The organism is Microbispora sp. NBC_01389 (assembly GCF_045040095.1).
In the GTDB taxonomy this organism is placed as follows: Bacteria; Actinomycetota; Actinomycetes; order Streptosporangiales; family Streptosporangiaceae; genus Microbispora.
On sequence record NZ_CP109552.1, the window covers coordinates 4,357,710 to 4,376,711 of the forward strand.

The 19,002-nt window shown below is 68.9% G+C and carries 21 protein-coding genes and 1 pseudogene; 12 read left to right on the top strand and 10 right to left on the bottom strand.

Going from position 1 to position 19,002, the window contains the following annotated elements; genetic code table 11:
* Position 1 precedes the first annotated feature (1 nt).
* From OG344_RS19655 to OG344_RS19665, 3 genes are read right to left on the bottom strand one after another with little or no spacing between them, the layout of a single operon-like run.
* Positions 2 to 1,720 carry an urease subunit alpha gene (locus OG344_RS19655; RefSeq protein WP_405084322.1) on the bottom strand — a complete coding sequence of 573 codons (1,719 nt, stop codon included), beginning with the start codon at positions 1,718 to 1,720 and terminating at the stop codon, positions 2 to 4.
* A complete protein-coding gene (locus tag OG344_RS19660) occupies positions 1,713 to 2,078 on the bottom strand; it encodes an urease subunit beta (RefSeq protein WP_405084323.1) in 366 nt (121 codons plus the stop codon). The genes OG344_RS19655 and OG344_RS19660 overlap by 8 nt, the downstream gene beginning before the upstream one ends.
* Positions 2,075 to 2,377 (bottom strand): urease subunit gamma, encoded by a 303-nt coding sequence (locus OG344_RS19665; protein ID WP_405084324.1) that lies wholly within the window; start codon positions 2,375 to 2,377, stop codon positions 2,075 to 2,077. The genes OG344_RS19660 and OG344_RS19665 overlap by 4 nt, the downstream gene beginning before the upstream one ends.
* Positions 2,378 to 2,592: 215 nt before the next feature.
* Between OG344_RS19665 and urtA the strand changes: the two genes are divergently transcribed.
* The 5 genes from urtA to urtE all read left to right on the top strand — a co-directional run bounded on the left by urtA (position 2,593) and on the right by urtE (position 7,309).
* Positions 2,593 to 3,786, top strand: coding sequence for an urea ABC transporter substrate-binding protein (gene urtA, locus OG344_RS19670; RefSeq protein WP_405089123.1), 1,194 nt, complete (start codon positions 2,593 to 2,595; stop codon positions 3,784 to 3,786).
* 74 nt (positions 3,787 to 3,860) lie between these two features.
* Entirely contained in the window at positions 3,861 to 4,715 is an 855-nt protein-coding gene (gene urtB / locus OG344_RS19675) for an urea ABC transporter permease subunit UrtB (RefSeq protein ID WP_327044764.1), read from the top strand.
* On the top strand, positions 4,712 to 5,797 hold the full coding sequence (gene urtC / locus OG344_RS19680) for an urea ABC transporter permease subunit UrtC (protein ID WP_405084325.1): 1,086 nt from the start codon (positions 4,712 to 4,714) through the stop codon (positions 5,795 to 5,797). The genes urtB and urtC overlap by 4 nt, the downstream gene beginning before the upstream one ends.
* Positions 5,798 to 5,865: 68 nt before the next feature.
* Positions 5,866 to 6,630, top strand: a complete 765-nt coding sequence (urtD, locus tag OG344_RS19685) for an urea ABC transporter ATP-binding protein UrtD (protein ID WP_405089124.1) — start codon at positions 5,866 to 5,868, stop codon at positions 6,628 to 6,630.
* Complete coding sequence (urtE, locus tag OG344_RS19690) at positions 6,617 to 7,309, top strand: urea ABC transporter ATP-binding subunit UrtE (RefSeq protein ID WP_327044767.1); 693 nt, start codon at positions 6,617 to 6,619, stop codon at positions 7,307 to 7,309. The genes urtD and urtE overlap by 14 nt, the downstream gene beginning before the upstream one ends.
* A gap of 234 nt (positions 7,310 to 7,543) precedes the next feature.
* Here urtE and OG344_RS19695 read toward each other — a convergent pair whose 3' ends face one another.
* Together OG344_RS19695 and tnpA are read right to left on the bottom strand one after the other, a co-directional pair.
* Positions 7,544 to 8,557, bottom strand: a complete 1,014-nt coding sequence (locus OG344_RS19695; RefSeq protein WP_405084326.1) for a GNAT family N-acetyltransferase — start codon at positions 8,555 to 8,557, stop codon at positions 7,544 to 7,546.
* A gap of 237 nt (positions 8,558 to 8,794) precedes the next feature.
* Positions 8,795 to 9,221: pseudogene (gene tnpA / locus OG344_RS19700) on the bottom strand (IS200/IS605 family transposase).
* A gap of 15 nt (positions 9,222 to 9,236) precedes the next feature.
* On the opposite strand from tnpA, the gene OG344_RS19705 reads away from it, so the two are divergent.
* Positions 9,237 to 10,433 carry an RNA-guided endonuclease InsQ/TnpB family protein gene (locus OG344_RS19705; RefSeq protein WP_405084327.1) on the top strand — a complete coding sequence of 399 codons (1,197 nt, stop codon included), beginning with the start codon at positions 9,237 to 9,239 and terminating at the stop codon, positions 10,431 to 10,433.
* Positions 10,434 to 10,479: 46 nt separating this feature from the next.
* Here OG344_RS19705 and OG344_RS19710 read toward each other — a convergent pair whose 3' ends face one another.
* A complete protein-coding gene (locus OG344_RS19710) occupies positions 10,480 to 10,725 on the bottom strand; it encodes a DUF2630 family protein (protein ID WP_405084328.1) in 246 nt (81 codons plus the stop codon).
* A 307-nt stretch (positions 10,726 to 11,032) separates the two neighbouring features.
* On the opposite strand from OG344_RS19710, the gene leuA reads away from it, so the two are divergent.
* From leuA to OG344_RS19725, 3 genes are all read left to right on the top strand, one after another.
* The gene (leuA, locus tag OG344_RS19715; protein ID WP_405084329.1) at positions 11,033 to 12,757 is read left to right on the top strand and encodes a 2-isopropylmalate synthase; all 1,725 of its coding nucleotides are present in this window, start codon (positions 11,033 to 11,035) and stop codon (positions 12,755 to 12,757) included.
* 334 nt (positions 12,758 to 13,091) lie between these two features.
* On the top strand, positions 13,092 to 14,327 hold the full coding sequence (locus OG344_RS19720; RefSeq protein WP_405084330.1) for an ATP/GTP-binding protein: 1,236 nt from the start codon (positions 13,092 to 13,094) through the stop codon (positions 14,325 to 14,327).
* A complete protein-coding gene (locus OG344_RS19725; RefSeq protein ID WP_405084331.1) occupies positions 14,324 to 14,935 on the top strand; it encodes an RloB family protein in 612 nt (203 codons plus the stop codon). The genes OG344_RS19720 and OG344_RS19725 overlap by 4 nt, the downstream gene beginning before the upstream one ends.
* A gap of 142 nt (positions 14,936 to 15,077) precedes the next feature.
* Here OG344_RS19725 and OG344_RS19730 read toward each other — a convergent pair whose 3' ends face one another.
* Both OG344_RS19730 and OG344_RS19735 read right to left on the bottom strand, forming a co-directional pair.
* The gene (locus OG344_RS19730) at positions 15,078 to 15,299 is read right to left on the bottom strand and encodes a DUF397 domain-containing protein (protein WP_405084332.1); all 222 of its coding nucleotides are present in this window, start codon (positions 15,297 to 15,299) and stop codon (positions 15,078 to 15,080) included.
* Positions 15,287 to 16,114 carry a helix-turn-helix domain-containing protein gene (locus tag OG344_RS19735; protein ID WP_405084333.1) on the bottom strand — a complete coding sequence of 276 codons (828 nt, stop codon included), beginning with the start codon at positions 16,112 to 16,114 and terminating at the stop codon, positions 15,287 to 15,289. The genes OG344_RS19730 and OG344_RS19735 overlap by 13 nt, the downstream gene beginning before the upstream one ends.
* 168 nt (positions 16,115 to 16,282) lie before the next feature.
* Here OG344_RS19735 and OG344_RS19740 point away from each other — a divergent pair, with 168 nt between their 5' ends.
* From OG344_RS19740 to OG344_RS19750, 3 genes are all read left to right on the top strand, one after another.
* Complete coding sequence (locus OG344_RS19740; protein ID WP_405089125.1) at positions 16,283 to 16,696, top strand: ATP-binding protein; 414 nt, start codon at positions 16,283 to 16,285, stop codon at positions 16,694 to 16,696.
* A gap of 221 nt (positions 16,697 to 16,917) precedes the next feature.
* Positions 16,918 to 17,211 carry a type II toxin-antitoxin system Phd/YefM family antitoxin gene (locus OG344_RS19745; RefSeq protein WP_405084334.1) on the top strand — a complete coding sequence of 98 codons (294 nt, stop codon included), beginning with the start codon at positions 16,918 to 16,920 and terminating at the stop codon, positions 17,209 to 17,211.
* A complete protein-coding gene (locus OG344_RS19750; RefSeq protein ID WP_405084335.1) occupies positions 17,208 to 17,618 on the top strand; it encodes a type II toxin-antitoxin system VapC family toxin in 411 nt (136 codons plus the stop codon). Before OG344_RS19745 ends, OG344_RS19750 begins: the two co-directional genes overlap by 4 nt.
* A gap of 15 nt (positions 17,619 to 17,633) precedes the next feature.
* Here the strand turns inward: OG344_RS19750 and OG344_RS19755 are convergent, their stop codons facing one another.
* Positions 17,634 to 18,269 carry a type IV toxin-antitoxin system AbiEi family antitoxin domain-containing protein gene (locus tag OG344_RS19755; protein WP_405084336.1) on the bottom strand — a complete coding sequence of 212 codons (636 nt, stop codon included), beginning with the start codon at positions 18,267 to 18,269 and terminating at the stop codon, positions 17,634 to 17,636.
* 149 nt (positions 18,270 to 18,418) lie between these two features.
* Positions 18,419 to 18,931 carry a carboxymuconolactone decarboxylase family protein gene (locus OG344_RS19760; RefSeq protein WP_405084337.1) on the bottom strand — a complete coding sequence of 171 codons (513 nt, stop codon included), beginning with the start codon at positions 18,929 to 18,931 and terminating at the stop codon, positions 18,419 to 18,421.
* Positions 18,932 to 19,002 lie beyond the last annotated feature (71 nt).

Genomic DNA, 19,002 nt, shown 5'->3' on the forward strand with positions numbered 1-19,002 from the left:
CTCAGAAGAGGAAGTAGCGCTGCGTCATCGGCAGCGACTCGGCCGGGGCGGGCTCGATGAGCTCGCCGTCCACGTGTACGGCGAAGGTGTCGGGGTCCACCCGGATGTCCGGCAGGGCGTCGTTGAGGGGCATCGCGTCCTTGCGCCGGTCGCGTACGTCGGCCACCGGGGCCAGCCGCCTGCGGACGGCCAGCCGGTCGGCGAGCCCGCCCTCCAGCGCGAGCGGCGCGACGAAGTGCAGCGACGTCGCCGCGGCGGTGACCGGGGTCGCGCCGAACATCGGGCGGGGCAGCACCGGCTGCGGCGTCGGGATCGACGCGTTCGCGTCGCCCATCTGCGCGTACGCGATGACCCCGCCCTTGAGCACGAGCTCGGGCTTGACCCCGAAGAAGGCCGGGCTCCACAGGACGAGGTCCGCGAGCTTGCCGGGCTCGACCGAGCCGATCTCCGCGTCGAGCCCGTGGGCGACGGCAGGGTTGATCGTGTACTTCGCGACGTACCTGCGGGCGCGCAGGTTGTCGGCCGGGCCGTCGCCGGGCAGCGCGCCCCGGCGGCGCTTCATGACGTGCGCCGTCTGCCAGGTGCGGATGACGGTCTCGCCCACGCGTCCCATCGCCTGCGAGTCCGAGCCGATCATCGAGATCGCGCCGATGTCGTGCAGCACGTCCTCGGCCGCCATCGTCGACGGCCGGATCCGCGACTCGGCGAAGGCCAGGTCCTCCGGGATGGAGGGGTTGAGGTGGTGGCACACCATGAGCATGTCCAGGTGCTCGTGGTGGGTGTTGACCGTGTGCGGCCGGGTCGGGTTCGTGGACGACGGCAGCACGTTGGCGTGGGAGGCCACCGTGATGATGTCCGGCGCGTGCCCGCCCCCGGCGCCCTCGGTGTGGTAGGCGTGGATCCCCCGGCCGGCGATGGCCCCCAGGGTCGACTCCACGAACCCCGCCTCGTTCAGGGTGTCGGTGTGGATGGCGACCTGCACGCCCGTCGCGTCGCACACCCGCAGGCACGCGTCGATGACAGCGGGGGTGGCGCCCCAGTCCTCGTGCAGCTTGAACCCCGAGGCGCCGGCCCTGAGCTGTTCGAGCAGCCCCTCCTCGCTGACGGTGTTGCCCTTGCCGAGCAGGGCCACGTTGATCGGGTAGGCGTCCAGGGACTCCAGCATCCGGCCGACGTACCAGGTGCCGGTCACGGTGGTGGCCTTGGTGCCCTCGGCGGGCCCGGCGCCGCCGCCGACGATCGTGGTCACGCCCGAGGCGAGCGCCTCGTCGAGGATCTGCGGGCAGATCAGGTGGACGTGCGAGTCGACCGCGCCCGCCGTGACGATCTTGCCGTTCGCCGCGAGGATCTCGGTGGACGGGCCGATGACCAGATCGGGGTGGACGCCGTCCATCGTGTCGGGGTTGCCGGCCTTGCCGATGGCGACGATGCGGCCGTCGCGCACGCCGATATCGGCCTTGACGACTCCCCAGTGGTCCAGGATCACCGCGCCGGTGATGACGAGGTCGGCCGCGCCCTCGGCTCTGGTGGCGCGCGCCTGTCCCATCGACTCGCGGATGACCTTGCCGCCGCCGAACACCGCCTCGTCGCCGGCTCCGGCCGGCCCCATCGAGAGGTCCTCGGTCACCTCGACGTACAGGTCGGTGTCGGCCAGTCGCACCCGGTCGCCGGTGGTCGGCCCGTACAGCGCGGCATAGCGGGAGCGCTCGATGCTAGGCACCCGTCATCCTTTCGGTCCCCGTCGGTCTCTCGTCCAGGGGCCCGGCCCACTCGGGGCGCAGGCCGGGCACCACCCGCGCGCCCGCGAGTGGAACCAGCGTCACGTCGCGCTCCACGCCGGGCTCGAACCTGACGGCGGTGCCCGCGGGGATGTCGAGGCGGTGGCCCCAGGCCGCCTCCCGGTCGAACTCCAGACCGGGGTTCGCGGCGGCGAAGTGGTAGTGCGACCCGACCTGCACCGGCCGGTCCGCCGTGTTGACGACTCTCAGGGTGATCCGCTCCCTGCCGGGGTTCAGCGGCACGTCGCCCTCGCCGTACAGGATCTCGCCCGGCGCGCCCGCGCCACTCGCCCCACTCACGGGATCGGGTGGTGGACGGTGACGAGCTTGGTGCCGTCGGGGAAGGTGGCCTCGATCTGCACGGACTCCAGCATCTCGGGCACGCCCTCCATGACGTCCTCGCGCCGCAGCACCCTGCGGCCGGCGTCCATGAGGTCGGCGACGCTCCGGCCGTCCCGGGCGCCCTCCAGGAGGAAGGACGCGATGAGGGCCGTCGCCTCCGGATGGTTGAGGCGAAGGCCGCGCTTCTTCCGGTCGCGGGCCACGCCCGCGGCGACGTGGATGAGGAGCCGTTCCTGTTCGTGTGGAGTGAGCCGCATGGCGGGACGATAGGTACCCGCGGTTTCTCCCGCGTTACCCCGGCATTTCGTATGCGTATCCGAACGATGGTGAGGCTTCGCTAATGAGTTGTTAACCGTCGTGATTTCGACGGGAAATAGCGCGCGCTCACCTTTGCGGCAGACGGATCGGCGCGGGGGCCGTAGGCGGCAAGGAGAAGCACTTGCGGAACTCAGTATGGCGTACCGGTGCGGTCATCGCGCTCTCGGCGGTGACGCTCGCGGCGTGTGCCGGACAATCTGGAAAAAGTGACACATCAGCCTCATCGGGGGGCGGAAACACCATCAAGGTCGGCATCCTGCACTCCCTGAGCGGCACCATGGCCATCAGCGAGGTCACGGTCAGGGACGCCGAACTGCTCGCCATCGACGAGATCAACGCGGCGGGCGGCGTGCTGGGCAAGAAGCTGGAGCCCGTCGTGGAGGACGGCGCCTCCGACTGGCCGACGTTCGCGGAGAAGGCCACCAAGCTGATCGCGCAGGACAAGGTCGCCACGGTCTTCGGCGGCTGGACGTCGGCGAGCCGCAAGGCGATGCTCCCCGTCTTCGAGAAGCGCAAGGCGCTGCTGTGGTACCCGGTCCAGTACGAGGGGCTGGAGAGCTCCCCCTACATCTTCTACACGGGCGCCACGACCAACCAGCAGATCGTCCCGGGGCTCGACTACCTGAAGGAGAAGGGCAAGAAGAGGCTCTTCCTCGTCGGCAGCGACTATGTCTTCCCGAGGACCGCGAACAAGATCATCAAGGCGTACGCCGCGGCGAACGGCATGGAGGTCCTCGGCGAGGAGTACACCCCGCTCGGGCACACCGAATACAGCACGCTGGTCAACAAGATCACCGAGGCGAAGCCGGACGCGGTGTTCAACACCCTGAACGGCGACAGCAACGTCGCGTTCTTCAAGCAGCTCAAGAGCGCCGGGGTCAGCGCCGAGCAGATGCCGGTCATGTCGGTCTCGGTGGCCGAGGAGGAGGTCAAGGGCATCGGCGTCGACAACGTCGCCGGGCAGCTCGTGGCCTGGAACTACTACCAGACGACCGACACCCCGGCGAACCAGAAGTTCGTCGCCGCCTTCAAGGCCAAGTACGGCGCGGACAAGGTGACCTCCGACCCCATGGAGGCCGGATACAACGCCGTCTACCTGTGGGCCGAGGCCGCCAAGAAGGCCGGGAGCACCGACGTCGAGGCCGTGAAGAAGGCGGCCGGGGGCGTCACGCTCGACCGCCCCGAGGGCAAGGTCACGATCGACGGCGACAACCAGCACGTGTACAAGACCGCGCGCATCGGCGTCGTCCAGCCGGACGGCCAGATCAAGGAGGTCTGGAACTCCGGCGAGCCGATCAAGCCTGACCCCTACCTCAAGACGTACTCCTGGGCCGGCGGCCTGGTCTGACCGCCACCGATGACCGTGTACAGCCGCGACCGGGGCGCGCCGCGCCCCGGCGCGGGACAACGTCGGGAGGTGACGTGGAAGGGGTGCTGAACCAGCTGCCGATCGGACTGTCGATCGGAGCGGTCCTGCTGCTCATCGCTCTCGGGCTGACCTTCACGTTCGGGCAGATGGGCGTGATCAACATGGCCCACGGCGAGTTCATCATGGCGGGGGCCTACACGGCCTTCCTGCTGCAGGGCGTGGGCTTCCTGGTGGCCCTGCCGGCGGCCTTCGTGGTCGCCGGGCTCATGGGCCTGGTGCTGGAGCGCACGCTCATCCGGCGCTTCTACGGCCGCCCGCTGGACACGCTGCTGCTCACCTGGGGTGTCAGCCTGATGCTCCAGCAGCTGGCCCGGGACCTGTTCGGGGCGCCCAACGTGCAGGTCGTCTCGCCGGCCTGGCTGCGTGGCGGTCTCGGCATCCTGCCGTACAACCGGCTGTTCATCATGGCTCTCGCCGTGCTGTCGGTGCTCGCCATCTGGGCGTACATGCACAAGACCGGGCAGGGCCGGCGGATGCGGGCGGTGATGCAGAACCGCAGGCTCGCGGCGACCAGCGGCATCGACACCGGGCGCGTCGACCAGCGGACGTTCTTCATCGGCTCCGGCCTGGCCGGGGTCGCGGGGGTCGCCCTCACGCTGATCGGGCCGGTCGGGCCGACGCTCGGGACGTACTACATCGTCGACGCGTTCCTGGTGGTCGTGGCGGGCGGTCTCGGGCAGCTCCGCGGCGCGGTGCTGGCCGCGGTCGGCCTCGGCCTGCTGAACTCCTACGCCGAGTTCTGGAGCGACGCCAGCCTGGCCAAGGTGATCGTCTTCGTGGCGATCATCGGGTTCCTGCAGATCCGGCCGCAGGGGCTGTTCTTCGTCCGATCGCGGGCGCTGACGTGACGGCCGTCGAGGCGCCCGTCGAGGCGCCGCCCGTCGTACGGCGGGAGCCGCGCCGGTGGCAGGGACCGGCGGTCTTCGCGGCGGCGGCGCTGCTCGCCCTGGTCGTGGCGCCGCTGCTGCTGGAGCCGTTCCGCCTCGGGCTGCTGGCGAAGTATCTGTGCTACGCGATCGTCGCTCTCGGCATCGGCCTCGCGTGGGGGCAGGGCGGCATGCTGACGCTCGGGCAGGGGGTGTTCTTCGGCCTCGGCGGCTACGCGATGGGCATGTATCTCAAGCTCCACGACGCGGGCGGGGACCTGCCCGACTTCATGGTCTGGAGCGGGGTGGAGAAGCTCCCGGCGCTCTGGACACCGTTCGGCAACCCGGTCTTCGCGCTCGCCATGGCCGTCGCGGTGCCCGTCGTGGTCGCGCTGCTGCTCGGGGCGCTGGTGTTCCGCCAGCGCGTACGCGGGGCGTACTTCGCGATCCTCACCCAGGCGCTGGCGGCGGCCCTGGTGATCCTGCTGGTCGGGCAGCAGGGGCTGACCGGCGGCACGAACGGGCTGACCAACTTCTTCGACTTCTTCGGTCAGGACCTCGCCGCCGACGAGACGCAGCGGGGGCTCTACCTGACGGTGGCGGTCGTGCTGGGGGCGCTCTACCTGGGCGCCCGGCAGCTCGTCCGCAGCCGGTTCGGGCGGCTGCTGCTGGCCGTTCGGGACGGCGAGGACCGGGTGCGCTTCCTGGGATACAACCCGGCCACAGTGAAGACGCTGACCTTCGCCGTCTCGGCGGGCATGGCCGGCATCGCGGGAGCGCTGTTCGTCCCGGTCGTCGGGATCATCTCGCCGGCGCTGCTCGGCGTCGTCCCCTCGCTGGAACTCGTCGTCGGCGTGGCCGTCGGCGGCCGCTTCGCCCTCGCGGGCGCGATCCTCGGCGCGGTCGTCATGGGCTACGCCCGGACGTACTTCAGCGAGGAGCTCCCGGCCGCCTGGCTGTATCTGCAGGGCGCCCTGTTCGTCCTCGTCATGACGCTCGCGCCCAGGGGCATCGCCGGCCTGGCCGCCGGGCTCGTACGGAGGAGAAGGGAGGCCGGGACGTGAGCGAGGCACCAGCGGAGACCACGTCTCCGGGGACGGCATTGCCGGAGACCGCGTTGCCGGAGACCGCGTTGCCGGAGACCGCGTTACTGGAGATCAGGGGTTTGCAGGTCGCGTTCGGCGGCTTCCGGGCCATCGACGGCGTGGACCTGACGGTCGGGCGCGGCGAGCTGCGGTTCCTCATCGGGCCGAACGGCGCGGGCAAGACCACGCTCATCGACGTGATCACCGGCCTGACCAGACCCACCGAGGGAACGGTGCGGTTCGAGGGCCGGGATCTCGCGGGCCGCCGGGAGCACGAGATCGTCCGGCTCGGCGTGGGCCGCACCTTCCAGACCTCCGTGGTCTTCGAGGAGCTCACGGTGCTGGAGAACCTCGACCTCGCCGCGTCGTTCCGCCGTCCCCTGTGGTCGCTGCTGCGCCGCGGGCGCGGGGTGTCGGAGGAGGTCGCGGCGGCGCTGGAGACGATCGGCCTGACCTCGCCGGCGCACAGCAGGGCCGGGGTGCTCTCCCACGGGCAGCGGCAGTGGCTGGAGATCGGCATGCTGATCGTCCAGCGGCCGCGGCTGCTGCTGCTCGACGAGCCGGTCGCCGGCATGGCGTCCGACGAGCGCGAGCGCACCGGCGAACTGCTCACCGAGATCGCCCGCGACCACACCGTGATCGTGGTCGAGCACGACATGGACTTCCTGCGCCGGTACGCCTCCCAGGTGACCGTCCTGCACGAGGGCAAGGTGCTGATGGAGGGCTCGGTCGACGAGGTGCGGGCCGATCCGCACGTGCAGGAGATCTACTTGGGACGCGCGCGGGAGGATGCCGAGGATGCTGTCCGTTGAGGGACTCGAAGCGGGGTACGGCCGGGCCCGGGTGCTGTTCGGAGTCTCGCTGGAGGTGCCCCCCGGCCGCCTCGTCTGCGTGATGGGCCGCAACGGGGTCGGCAAGACCACCCTGCTCAACACCGTCATGGGCGTGCTCCCGGCGACCGGCGGGAAGGTGACGTTCGAGGGCAGGGACGTCACCCGCCTGCGCCCCGACCAGCGCGTACGGCTCGGCATGGGCTACGTGCCGCAGGGGCACGAGACGTTTCCGCAGCTCAGCGTGATCGACAACCTGCTGGTCACGCTGGAGGCGTCCGCGCACCGCGACCAGGCCGCGGTGGAGGAGGCCCTGGAGGTCTTCCCCCGGCTCAAGCCGCTGCTCAAACGGCCGGCGGGCTTCCTGTCCGGAGGCCAGCAGCAGCAGCTCGCGATGGCCCGCGCCCTGGTCACCCGGCCGAAGCTGCTGATCCTGGACGAGCCGACCGAGGGCATCCAGCCGTCGATCATTCTGGAGATCGAGGAGGCGGTCGAGCGCCTGCACGCGACCGGGCTCGCGATCCTGCTGGTCGAGCAGTATCTGGACCTGGCGCTGCGGCTGGCCGACGCGTTCCTGATCCTCGACGCCGGGCGCGTGGTGCGCTCCGGCGCGGCGCGGGATCTGCGGGACGAGGAGGTCCACCGCCTGCTGTCGGTCTGAACCCTGTCCGGGAGCCTGCCGGGACCGGCGCTTCCGCCGGCCCTCTGGAACATCTCCCGGCGGTGTGCCTACCCTGGAAGGGAGGAAGCGATCGCACGTGTGAACGCCTTTGGCCGCGCCGGAGGCTCCGCGCGGCCATGGCGGCGGGGGTCTGTCCGGACCCGGCACTGCGCACGGCCCGACCGCTTCCTCCGTCGTCTCCGGCGACACCGGTCAAGCATCGCGCCATCACTGTCAGATGGCGAGCTGCAGCCCGTGCCAGGTGTCGAAGACCTCGAAGCCCATCGCCTCGTTGATCGCGCGCATGTGCGGGTTCTCGACGGAGTTCCACGTGATCACGCGCTCGGCCGAGGGCTCGCAGGCGCGCAGCCACATGAGGTTGGCGAGCTTGAGCACCAGGCCGAGCCTCCTGCCGCGGTGCGCCTTGAGCACCGCCGTGGAGGACTGGCGGACCCACCCCTCCGGCCGCTCGGCGTCGATCACGAGCTGGGTGTATCCCGCCGGGTCGCCGCCGCCCAGGTGGCGGGCGATCACGGTGTAGGTCCGCTGGCCCGCCCGGGAGAGCATCTCGTCGCGGGCGCGCACACGCTCCGCGGTCCACCGCTGGTCCTCCATCGCGAGGTCGCCGAGCGGCTCGTCGTTCATGCCCTCGTTCAGCCGGGCCATGTCGTCGAGCAGGTCGGCGGGGGCCGGCCCGGCCCACCGTTCGAGCGAGTAGCCGGTGGCGTGCCGTACGGCGCGGGCCCGCAGGAGTTCGAGGCAGGACCAGTCGGCGGTGGGCAGGTCGAGCACCAGCCGGGTCTCGGTGGTGGCGCGGGAGAAACCGCGGGCGACGGCGAAGGCCGAGCCCGGGCCGTCCATGGGAGCCTCGCCGACCAGCACGCTCCGGCCCTCCGCCCGGGCCCGCGCGGCGGCGTGGTCGAGCAGCGCTCCGCCGATGCCCTCGCGTCGGCGGCCGGGATGGGTCATCACCTGGAGCAGGGCGAGGTGGGTGTTGTCGTGCGAGGGCAGGCGGAGGATGTGGCCGCCGGTCACCTGCCCGCCGTCACGCGCCACCCAGGTCTCCGTACGCTCACCGGTGGACCCGCTCGCGGCGCCCGCGGCGAAGTGCCGCCACGACATGGCCGGGCCGGGCAGTGCGCAGACCCGGGCGATCTCGTACAGGCCGCCCAGGCCCGCCGGACTGTCCTCGGGGCCGTCCTCGGGGCCGTTCTCGTGCTCCGCGGCGGCGACGCGCTCGATATGCATGCGGACAGGAAACCGCACCGCCTTTTCTCGACGCGAACCATTTTGTCACGGCGGCTGTGGGCGGCGGTTGTGGGCGGTGGAGGCGGTGCGGGTCCGGGGGCCGGAGCGGAGTGGACGGGTCTACTGGATTCGTCCGCAGTGCTCCCCTTCGCTTCAGGCCGGGGGTGAGGCGGACTGTCCCGCGTAGCGGGGCGGGGAAAGCTGGTTCGCCGTCAGGCGGATCGGCGTTTTAGCGGATCAGACGGGGCGGTTGTGCTGCTCGATGTGCTGGCGCAGGACGCTGATCGGTGCGCCGCCCACGCTCCCGGCGAAGGAGGAACCCGACCACAGCGTATTCGCCCGGTAGTAGTGGCGGGCCGGTTCGGGGAACTCGGTCCGTATCCGCCGGGAGGACACCCCTTTTCACAGAGTTGACGAGGCGGGACAGGGCGACCTTGGGCGGGAAGTTCACCAGCAGGTGCACGTGGTTGGCCTCGCCGTTGAACTCGGCCACTTCGCACGCGAAGTCCGCGCAGACGTCCCGCATGATCTGCTCCATACGCTCCAGGTGTGCCCCAGTGACCACCCGATGCCGGAACCTGGTCACGACAACCACGTGTGCGTGTAGGACGAAAACACAGCGCCTGCCGGTTCCGATGTCTCCCTGTAATCGGCCACACACCATCGGTAAAATCATGGTGTGCAGCTCCGGTACAACTACCGCCTTCACCCGACGACGGGTCAGCGTGCCGCGCTGGCACGGGCGTTCGGGTGCGCCAGGGTGGTGTTCAACGACGGGCTGCGCGTACGGACCGACGCCCGCGAGCAGGGCTTGCCGTACATCCGCGACGGGGAGTTGTCCACGCGGGTCATCACCGAGGCGAAGAAGACACCGGAGCGCTCCTGGCTGGGCGAGGTGTCCGCCGTGGTGTTACAGCAGGCACTTGCCGATCTGAACGCCGCCTACCGGAACTTCTTCGCCTCGATCACGGGCAAGCGCAAGGGGCCGAAGGTCGCCCCGCCCCGGTTCCGGTCCCGCAAGGACAACCGGCAGGCGATCCGCTTCACCCGCAACGCCCGGTTCTCCATCACCGCGGCCGGGAGGTTGCGCCTGCCGAAGATCGGAGACGTTCCGGTTCGCTGGTCCCGCACCCTGCCCGCCGAACCCTCACCGGTGACGGTGATCAAGGACGCTGCCGGGCGGTACTTCGCCTCGTTCGTGGTCGAGGTCGCCGGACAGCCTCTGCCGCCGGTAGAGCCGGAGGCCGGGATCAATCTTGGGCTGTCGGCCTTCGCGGTCCTGTCCAACGGGCGGAAGATCGACGCCCCGCGTTTCCTGCGTCGGGCGGAGAAGAAACTCACACGCCTCCAGCGGGCGCTGTCCCGCAAGGCGAAGGGGTCGAACAACTGGGCCAAAGCCCGGCAGAAGGTTGCCCGCCGGCATGCGAAGGTCGCCGACGCGCGCCGCGAGTTCCACCATCAGCTCTCCACCCGGATAGTTCGCGACAACCAAGCGATCTACGTGGAGGACCTGGCGGTCAAGGGACTGGCGCGCACCAGGCTGTCCAAGAGCGTGCATGACGCGGGCTGGTCGGCCTTCGCCGGCATGCTGGAATACAAGGCCGTGCTCTACGGGCGGGTCTTTCACCGGATCGACCGGTGGTTCCCCTCCTCCAAGCTGTGTTCGGAATGCGGGGCACTGGCGGCGTCCATGACGCTGAACGTCCGGGAGTGGACCTGCCCCTGCGGGGCGGTCCACGACCGGGACGTCAACGCCGCCAAGAACATTCTCGCCGCCGGACGGGCGGAGAGACCAAACGCCTGTGGAGCGCAGGTAAGACCAGGCGCCGGCCTGGCACAGCGCGAGGAAGCAGGAAGCCTCAGAGGTGCCGCGTGAACGCGCGGCACGGGCTGAATCCCCGGCCTTCAGGCCGGGGAGCGCGTCAATGGAGGTAGTTCTCGACCTCGCTGACGGGGCGGGGAGCGGCGTTGTCGGGGTCCTCGCCCATCTCGCGCCGCGCCCGGCGCTGCCGGAGCAGGTCCCAGCAGCGGTCGAGCTGCTCCTCCAGCGAGGCGATCCTGGAGTGCTCCTCCTCGGAGGTCAGCTCACCCGCGACGAGCCGTTCGCGCAGCGAGTGCTCCTCCTCGACGAGGTCCCTGATCTGCCCCAGGATCTGGTTGTCCTCCATCTGACCCCTCCTTCGTCACGGCACACCCTAACCCGCGCCCCGCTCCGCGGTCCGTCTCGGTATCTGATCGCGCGTCTCGTCCCGCTGGGGCGTCTGCTAGTCTGCTTGACATGCTGCGCGGACTTCTTCTTCTTATCCGCCGCGGCGAGGGCCTGTAAGAGGCCGGCTCCCTCGCCGCGGTGGCGAGAGTCATGCGCGTCGGCCGCCCTGGTTCATTCCTCGGCGCCCCCTCACCCATCGTGACGACAGGATCGTCGTGTTCACGTGGGCGGAAGACGGGGCCGCCGCGCGTCCGACGAGGAGCATCATGACCACCGAACAGCAGCCCAGCCCCATGCCCTTTCATCGTTACACGCCGTACGAGCCCGTACGGCTGACCGACCGCACCTGGCCCGACAAGGTCATCACCAAGGCGCCGCGGTGGTGCGCGGTCGACCTGCGCGACGGCAACCAGGCGCTGATCGACCCGATGGACGCCGACCGCAAGCTGAAGATGTTCGATCTGCTCGTACGCATGGGCTACAAGGAGATCGAGGTCGGCTTCCCGGCGGCGTCGCAGACCGACTTCGACTTCATCCGCCAGATCATCGAAGAGGGCCGGATCCCCTCCGACGTGGTGATCCAGGTGCTGACGCAGGCCAGGCCCGAGCTGATCGAGCGGACCTTCGAGTCGCTGCGCGGCGCCCGCCAGGCGATCGTCCACCTGTACAACTCCACCTCCACCCTGCAGCGCCGGGTCGTCTTCGGCCAGGACAGGGACGGCATCACCGCGATCGCCGTCGAGGGCGCCAAGCTGTGCAAGAAGCTGGCCGCCACGATGGAGGGCACCGAGATCTCCTTCCAGTACTCGCCGGAGTCCTTCACCGGGACCGAGCTGGAGTACGCCGTCGAGGTCTGCAACGCCGTCAACGACGTGTGGCAGCCCACCCCCGACCGCAAGGTGATCCTGAACCTGCCGGCGACGGTCGAGATGGCCACCCCCAACGTGTACGCCGACCAGATCGAGTGGATGCACCGCAACCTGGCCTACCGCGACTCGGTCGTGCTGTCGCTCCACCCGCACAACGACCGCGGCACCGCGGTGGCCGCCGCCGAGCTGGGCTACCTGGCCGGCGCCGACCGCATCGAGGGCTGCCTGTTCGGCAACGGCGAGCGGACCGGCAACGTCTGCCTGGTCACGCTGGGGATGAACCTGTTCTCCCAGGGCATCGACCCCGAGATCGACTTCTCCGACATGGACGAGCTGCGGCGGGTCGTCGAGCACTGCAACCAGCTGCCCGTGCACCCTCGCCACCCCTGGGGCGGCGAGCTGGTCTACACCGCCTTCTCCGGCTCCCACCAGGACGCCATCAAGAAGGGCCTCGACCACCTGGAGCGCGACGCGGCGGCGGCCGGGGTGCCGGTCGACCAGTTCACCTGGGCCGTGCCGTACCTGCCGATCGACCCCAAGGACATCGGCCGCTCGTACGAGGCGGTGATCCGGGTCAACAGCCAGTCGGGCAAGGGCGGCGTCGCCTACATCATGAAGGCCGACCACCAGCTCGACCTGCCGCGACGCCTGCAGATCGAGTTCTCCCGCGTCATCCAGGCGCGTACGGACGCCGAGGGCGGCGAGGTCACCGCGGCGGAGATGTGGGAGCGGTTCGCCGACGAGTACCTGCCCAACCCGGCCAGCCCCTGGGGCCGCATCGGCCTGCTGGCCCACCGGCACACCTCCGCCGTGGACGACAAGGACGCGATCAACGCCGACGTGCGGATCGACGGCCAGATCCGGGAGATCGAGGGCGTCGGCAACGGCCCCATCTCGGCCTTCTGCGACGCACTGGAGAGCGTGGGGGTGCGGGTGCGCGTCCTCGACTACACCGAGCACGCGATGAGCGCGGGCGCCGACGCCAAGGCCGCGTCGTACGTAGAGTGCGAGGTCGGCGACGCCGACGGCACGCAGGTCCTCTGGGGCGTCGGCATCGACGCCAACACGACGACCGCCTCGCTCAAGGCCATGATCTCCGCCGTCAACCGCGCCACCCGCTGAAGACGGACGGCAGTGCCCTGGATCTTCTCTGATCCGCGGGCGCTCCCCAGGACCGGGCGCGACCGGCATGATCTGCCGGCGCGCCGGGGCGTAGGGACGGCATCCCGGTCCCGACGCCGAATCCTCGACCGCGCACACCGCACACCCCGCGGCAGCGCGGTCGAGTCATTTCCCGCCCCGCCCACCCCTCCGCCCGGGAATCCGTCTGAGCGCATAACGCCCTGCATCCTCAGTCAAAGAAGGATCGCCTGCCAGTCTGAAGCGCCTCTGCGGGAGATTTCTACGGATCAGGCCCTAGGATGCGGTCAGACGCCTCATCGAGAAGGAGGCTCGCATGCTGGTGGGTTTTCGAGCCGCGAACGCTCTCTCGTTCCGTGGGGAGTTCGAGCTGTCCCTGCTCGCGCCGGTAGGAGGAGACCGATTCGCGCGGCCGGTCGACGGGTTGCGCATCTCTCCCGTGGCCGCGATCTTCGGTGCGAACGCCTCGGGGAAGACCAACGTGCTCGCCGCCATGCGCTGGATGCGCCACGCGGTGCTCGATTCCGTCGCCGACTGGGCCCGTGTCAAGGGGGTTCCGAGGCACCGGTTCGCCCTGAACCGTGAGGCGGCGCAGGAGACCTCGCTGTTCGAGGTCGACGTCGTGATCGAGAGCACCCGCTACGTCTACGGGTTCGAGGTGTCGGACGTCAGAGTGGAGACGGAATGGCTGCACGTCTATCCGCGAGGCAGTCGCCGTCGGCAGGTCTGGTTCGACCGGGACGCAGATCGGCCTGATGAGTACCGGTTTCCCAGCGACCGGCTCAAGGGCCCGAAAAGGCCCTTGATCGAATATACGAGGCCGAACGCCTTGTTCCTCACGGCGGCCGGTTCGCTGCACGTTCGTCAGCTCGAGCCGTTGTTCATCTGGTTCAACGACAATCTCTGGTTCCTCGGCCCCGGCGATGATCAGCATCAGCACGATGCCGAGATGAGGCGGGAGTTGCTGAATCCTGATTTTCGCAGGCGCGTGGAGGATCTGCTGTCAGTCGCCGATCTGGGGGTGACCGGTGTCGAAGTGGAGGACCGAGGCGACGAGCCCCCCGAGATATCACTGATCCATCAGGGGCAGGACGGTCGGGTGCCTTTCGACATCCGCCAGCAGGAGTCTTTCGGGACGCTCGCCTGGCTGGCCTTTCTCGGTCCTCTGCTGAAGGCGCTCGATGACGGAGCCGTGCTGCTGGTCGACGAATTGGATTCAAGCTTGCATCCGGTGCTCGTCGCCGAGGTCATCCGCCTCTTCGGAGATATGGTCGCCAACCCGCGCGGCGCGCAACTCGTGTTCACCGGTCACGATGTCACCTTGCTGGGCAAGGCCCATCTCGAACGTCCCCTTGACCGAGACCAGGTCTGGATCACGGAGAAGAGGAGCACCGGTGAGTCGGAGCTCTATCCCCTCACGGACGTGGGCGTACGGCCGGACGAGAGCATGGAGCGCGGATATCTCCGAGGCCGGTACGGCGGCATCCCGAGGATCGGGCTCAGGGGCGTAGCGGTGCGGGTCGAACAGTATGCGTCGGAGCATGACCGATGAGCCTCGTCAGAAAGCGCGGAGCTCCGAAGGCCCTGCGTGAGCCCCGCGCCATCACCGCCAGCAGAGCCCGACGTGTGCTCTACGCCGTGGTCGAGGGAGAGGCGACGGAGCGTGACTATCTCGAATATCTTGAGGAAAGGTATGCGGGCGACCCGCGTGCCTTCGAGATTCAGGTGATCTGGGAGCGGAACGGACTCAAACCGCGTGAGGTGATCGACCGAGCGATGGAGAAGCTCGAAGAGCTCGACGATCCGAAGCGAGAGCAGGTCTGGGCCTTCTTCGACAGGGACCAGCACAAGCAGATCGAAGAGTGCCATACACGCGCTCTGGCAGGCGGGATCAATCTGGTCTTCTCGCACCCGTCTTTCGATCTGTGGTTACTTCTGCACTTCGTTTCCGGGCCGCCCGGGGCGCAGGGTGGATCGAGCTCGCGAATCCAGCAGCAGCTGGCTGCCGCACATCCGGCCTACCGGGATTTCGGGAAGCGGGACAAGCGGATAGCGGGTGAGTGCACGCCGGCAGGCGCTGGATGGGAGAGCCGATCACGCGTCCAAGCTGGCCAAGGCGCTGGTCGCCAACTGCCCCAGCGTTGGTTGTTCGGCGAGTAAAGGGCACACCGCCCACTGCAAGGTGCTCGATCGTGACCCATCGACAGATGTTTGGAAGCTGCTGGAGGATCTGGGCATCGCCCGCTGACACCACGTTCCCGGCTGCCCCGCGTGGCCCAGGAAAGATCTCTGGGTGTAACGATCAGGCCATGCGGTCGAACTCGCCGTGCTTGACGCCCTGGATGAAGGCATCCCACTCGGCGGTGGTGAATACCAGGGCCGGGCCGGTGGGGTTCTTGCTGTCGCGAACCCCCCGACGCCCTTGCGACAGTTCAGCCACCTCAACACAGTTGCCGCCGTCGGACCCGGACCATGTCGACTTGCGCCACACGGCCGTCTGAAGTTCCTGCGTCAGCTCGTCCATCGCTTCATCGTCTCCTCGATAAGCATCAGGGACTTGCGCTGCGGCAGCGCATCGGCGCGAATCCCTTCGAATCTGAACATCAGGCTTCTGACGTCCTCTGGTCTCTCTGTCACGCGGCTCATGATCCCCGGGGATTCGACGTACGCAGTATCGCAGACCCCCTCGGTCTGCGCGATGGCGAATGCACCGGTTAGGCCCGAGGTGGAGCCGGCGTCGAGAGGTAATACCTGGATGGTGATTCTGGGTGTTTGGCCGGTTTCGAGAAGGTGCGCGAGCTGGGCCGCCATCACGGCCGGGTTGCCGATCGGGCGGTGCATGACGCCCTCGTCGATGACGACCCACAGCATCGGCGGCTTGGGGCGGCGAAGGATTGACTGCCGTTCCATCCGGGCCACGACGTGCATCTCGACATCTTCGCCGCTCGCCCCGGGCTCGCCGCTCAGGATGGCTCTCGCGTAGTCCTCGGTCTGGAGTAAGCCGGGCACGAGGAGCGGTTCCCAGGTGCGGATCGCCTCCGCGGTCGCCTCGACGTCGAGCCAGGGCCGGAACCATGGGGGAGCGGAGGCGTGGCTGACCATCGGCCACAGCCGCATGAGCGCGCCGTCGGCCTCCAGCGCCTCGTCGCAGTGCCGGGCGAACTGCTCCGAGGGTGACCGCTTCGCGGTTTCGATCATGCTGATCGTGCCTACCGAGTACGGCACCGCACGGGCCAGCCGCAACTGCGACCAGCCGCGCGCCTTACGGTGCCGCCGCAGCTCGAAGCCGAAGAGCGCGGTGGGGGAGTCGGTGGGGTTGAGAACGCTTTCCGGTGGCATCCGGATCTCCTCGTCGCCTCTCAGAGTTTTCATCGCGGCTTCAACTGCAACAGTTGATAGCTGGTTGAATTCATTTGACTACTCAAAGTAGCAAAGGATGGGAAGGTCGGAGGGCAGATCGGGGCTCACGTCTCTCAAGTGGGTGAAGTCATGAAAACAGCCGGCACGATGCCCGAGGTCCGTCACGAGATCCGTCTTTCCTGTGGCCCTACCTCGCCATCCCGCGCACGCTCGGAGGTTCGGCGGCTGCTCGGCCATGAGCACCCGGTGGTGGATGATGCCGCCCTGGCGGCGTCCGAGCTGGTGACCAACGCGATCAGGCATTCCGGCTGCCAGACCGGTGACGTCATCGGTTTCACGCTGGTCGTGACGGACTCGTTCGTCCGGGTGGAGGTGCGGGACCCGGGAGCGTCGCCGACCGGTCCTCGTCTCCGTTCCGAACCGGATGCGGAGGACGGCAGGGGCCTGCTGATCGTCCAGGCGATCGCCGCAGCGTGGGGCGTCAGCCGGCACGACGACCGCCCGGGCCGTACGGTCTGGTGCGCTCTGCGCATCACTCGGCCCGCGCTCGACCCGTCTTGATCCCTCAAGAAAAGGTGATCGTCGGCGGTCGCCCCAACCGGTGACGCCCCCACAGACGTGCCCGGCCGGGACCTTCCCCCGTAGTTCTCGGCCGGGCACTCCGGTGCCCGGGCGCCACCAGCAGGTTCTCGGCAGGTACCTCGACTTCGAATGATGGTACACATGGTGACGGTAGTGTTCCTTCCACTCTGTGGCGGTACCAGTTCGCGTATCCTGTGGGCGTGGAAGACGAGGTCGTCAGCGTCGGCGTCCGGGAGTTGCGCGATCGGCTCGCGCACTACCTGGAGCTGGTCCAGGAGGGAAACACGGTGGAGATCACGGAAAGGGGCCGGCCAGTGGCGCAGCTCACCGCATTGCCGCATGATCGGGTGGTCACGGACCGGCTCGTCGCGGAGGGCCGCATGAAGCTGCCCGAGGTGGAGATCGACTGGGCCGACTGGCACGCCCTACCCCCGGAAGCCGGAACGCCCCTGCCCAGTGAGGTGCTGGCAGAGCTCAGGGCGGAAGAACGGTGATCTACCTGGACTCCTCGGCACTGGTCAAGCTGGTCGTGAAGGAGGAGGAGACGGCGGCGCTCGAAAAGTGGCTGGCGGCACAGACCGGTCCGGTGGTCGCGTGTGAACTGGCCCGCGCCGAGGTGGTCCGGGCGGTGCGAGGGGCCGGACCACACGCGGTCACCAGGGCGAGAGCGTTACTGGCTCGGCTGAGAACGGTGCCCGTGGACGCGCCGCTTCTCGACGCCGCCGCCGAGATCGGGCCGTCACGGCTCCGGACTCTCGATGCGCTGCACCTGTCCGCCGCGCAGGTGCTTGAGCGGGCTCTCGACTGGTTCGTGGCGTACGACAAACGATTGCTCGCGGCGGCCGAGGAAGAGGGCCTCCCCACCGCCGCCCCGGGCCTCAACAGGGCTGCCCGCGGATAGGGCGTACGGCTGTCCTTATCGGTGGGTCAGGTGCTCCAGGAACTCCTGATCGGTCGCGTCGGGCAGTCCGTAGGCCGCGGCATAGGGTGCCAGGGCCGCGGCGAGGTCGTCGGAATGAGCCAGGTTCCGATCCAGCAGGTCCGCCGCGACGAGGCCCAGATGACCTCCATCAAGGCGGACTGATGCCAGATCGGTGACCGTCCGCTGCGGAGTGGTCACGAGGAGTCCGTCGACCCATTGCAGATCATCGGCCCTGAGCGGCGCATGGTGAATGGCCACATCCTGTCGCCGGGTCCGAAAACGACGGGGCGGCGGGATTGTGAATTCCCACCGCTGGGGTGAGAGAAGTCCTACTTCGTATACAAGAGTCGCACTGCTGTGTGAGACGACTCCGTGAGCGGCTCCTCGCTGGTCCGTCTGGAGTTCGGGGGAGAGCTGGAGCCATGCGGCCCGCAGTTCCTCCAGCTCCGGGCGGGGAGCGCCGGCCACCCGGTAGACGCCGTGGGCCACGTGTTCGAGAACCCCGGCTTGGACCAGGCGGCTGAGGTCGCGGCGGTGCGCGCCGCAGGAGGTCGCCTGCCGGGCTGTGACCAGGCCGTGCTGCGTCTCGGCGAGAGGCGAGAGGCTGCTCATCGCGCGGACGAAGCTCATGGCACGACTGTCTCATATGTGAGACAGTCGTGCCACTCCTGACCGGCGGAGCCGTACGTTCGAGCGCTTGGCGGGCGGGCCGTGACGAGCGTGAGAGGCGGCGCCCCCGTCCATGTGCCGCCTCTCACGGTTCTTCAGCGCCCGCCGTGTCACTTCCGATAGTTCTTGCCGGGGGCCTCACCGGGGATCGGCATGGCGATGAGGGCGACCGGGATGAAGAAGCAGATCTGGCCGATCGCGATCGTGAGCGTCCAAAGGGCCCTCTCGTCGTACTGCGCGGCGGCCTTGGCGTACAGCTCGTCGGGCACGCGCTCCCCGGACGGGTTCGGGGTGAGCACGGCCTCCACGAGCTCCAGCGCGACCCGTTCGGCGTCGGTGAAGTAGGGGGCGGTCCGCCAGGTCGCTACGGCGGTGATGCGCTCCTCGGTCTCCCCGGCCTTGCGGAGGTCCCCTGCCTGCCTGATGGTGTGGTAGGTGCTGCCGACGATCTGCCCGGCGCGGAGCTGCACCAGGCTGATGGTGGTCTGCGGGATCGAGCCGTTCTGGGTGGCCTTGTGCATGGCTCCGGCGAGCGCGGCCACCTCTTCCGGGAAGAACTGGACGGGGTCGGGCAGACGCGACTGGAGACTGTCTTCCCTGGTAGCTGTGGGAGTGGACATCATGAGGTCTTTCCTCCTGGATCGGAGCGGTCCTGCGGGACATGGATGACGCTGGCCCTGTGCGGGGCCGTACG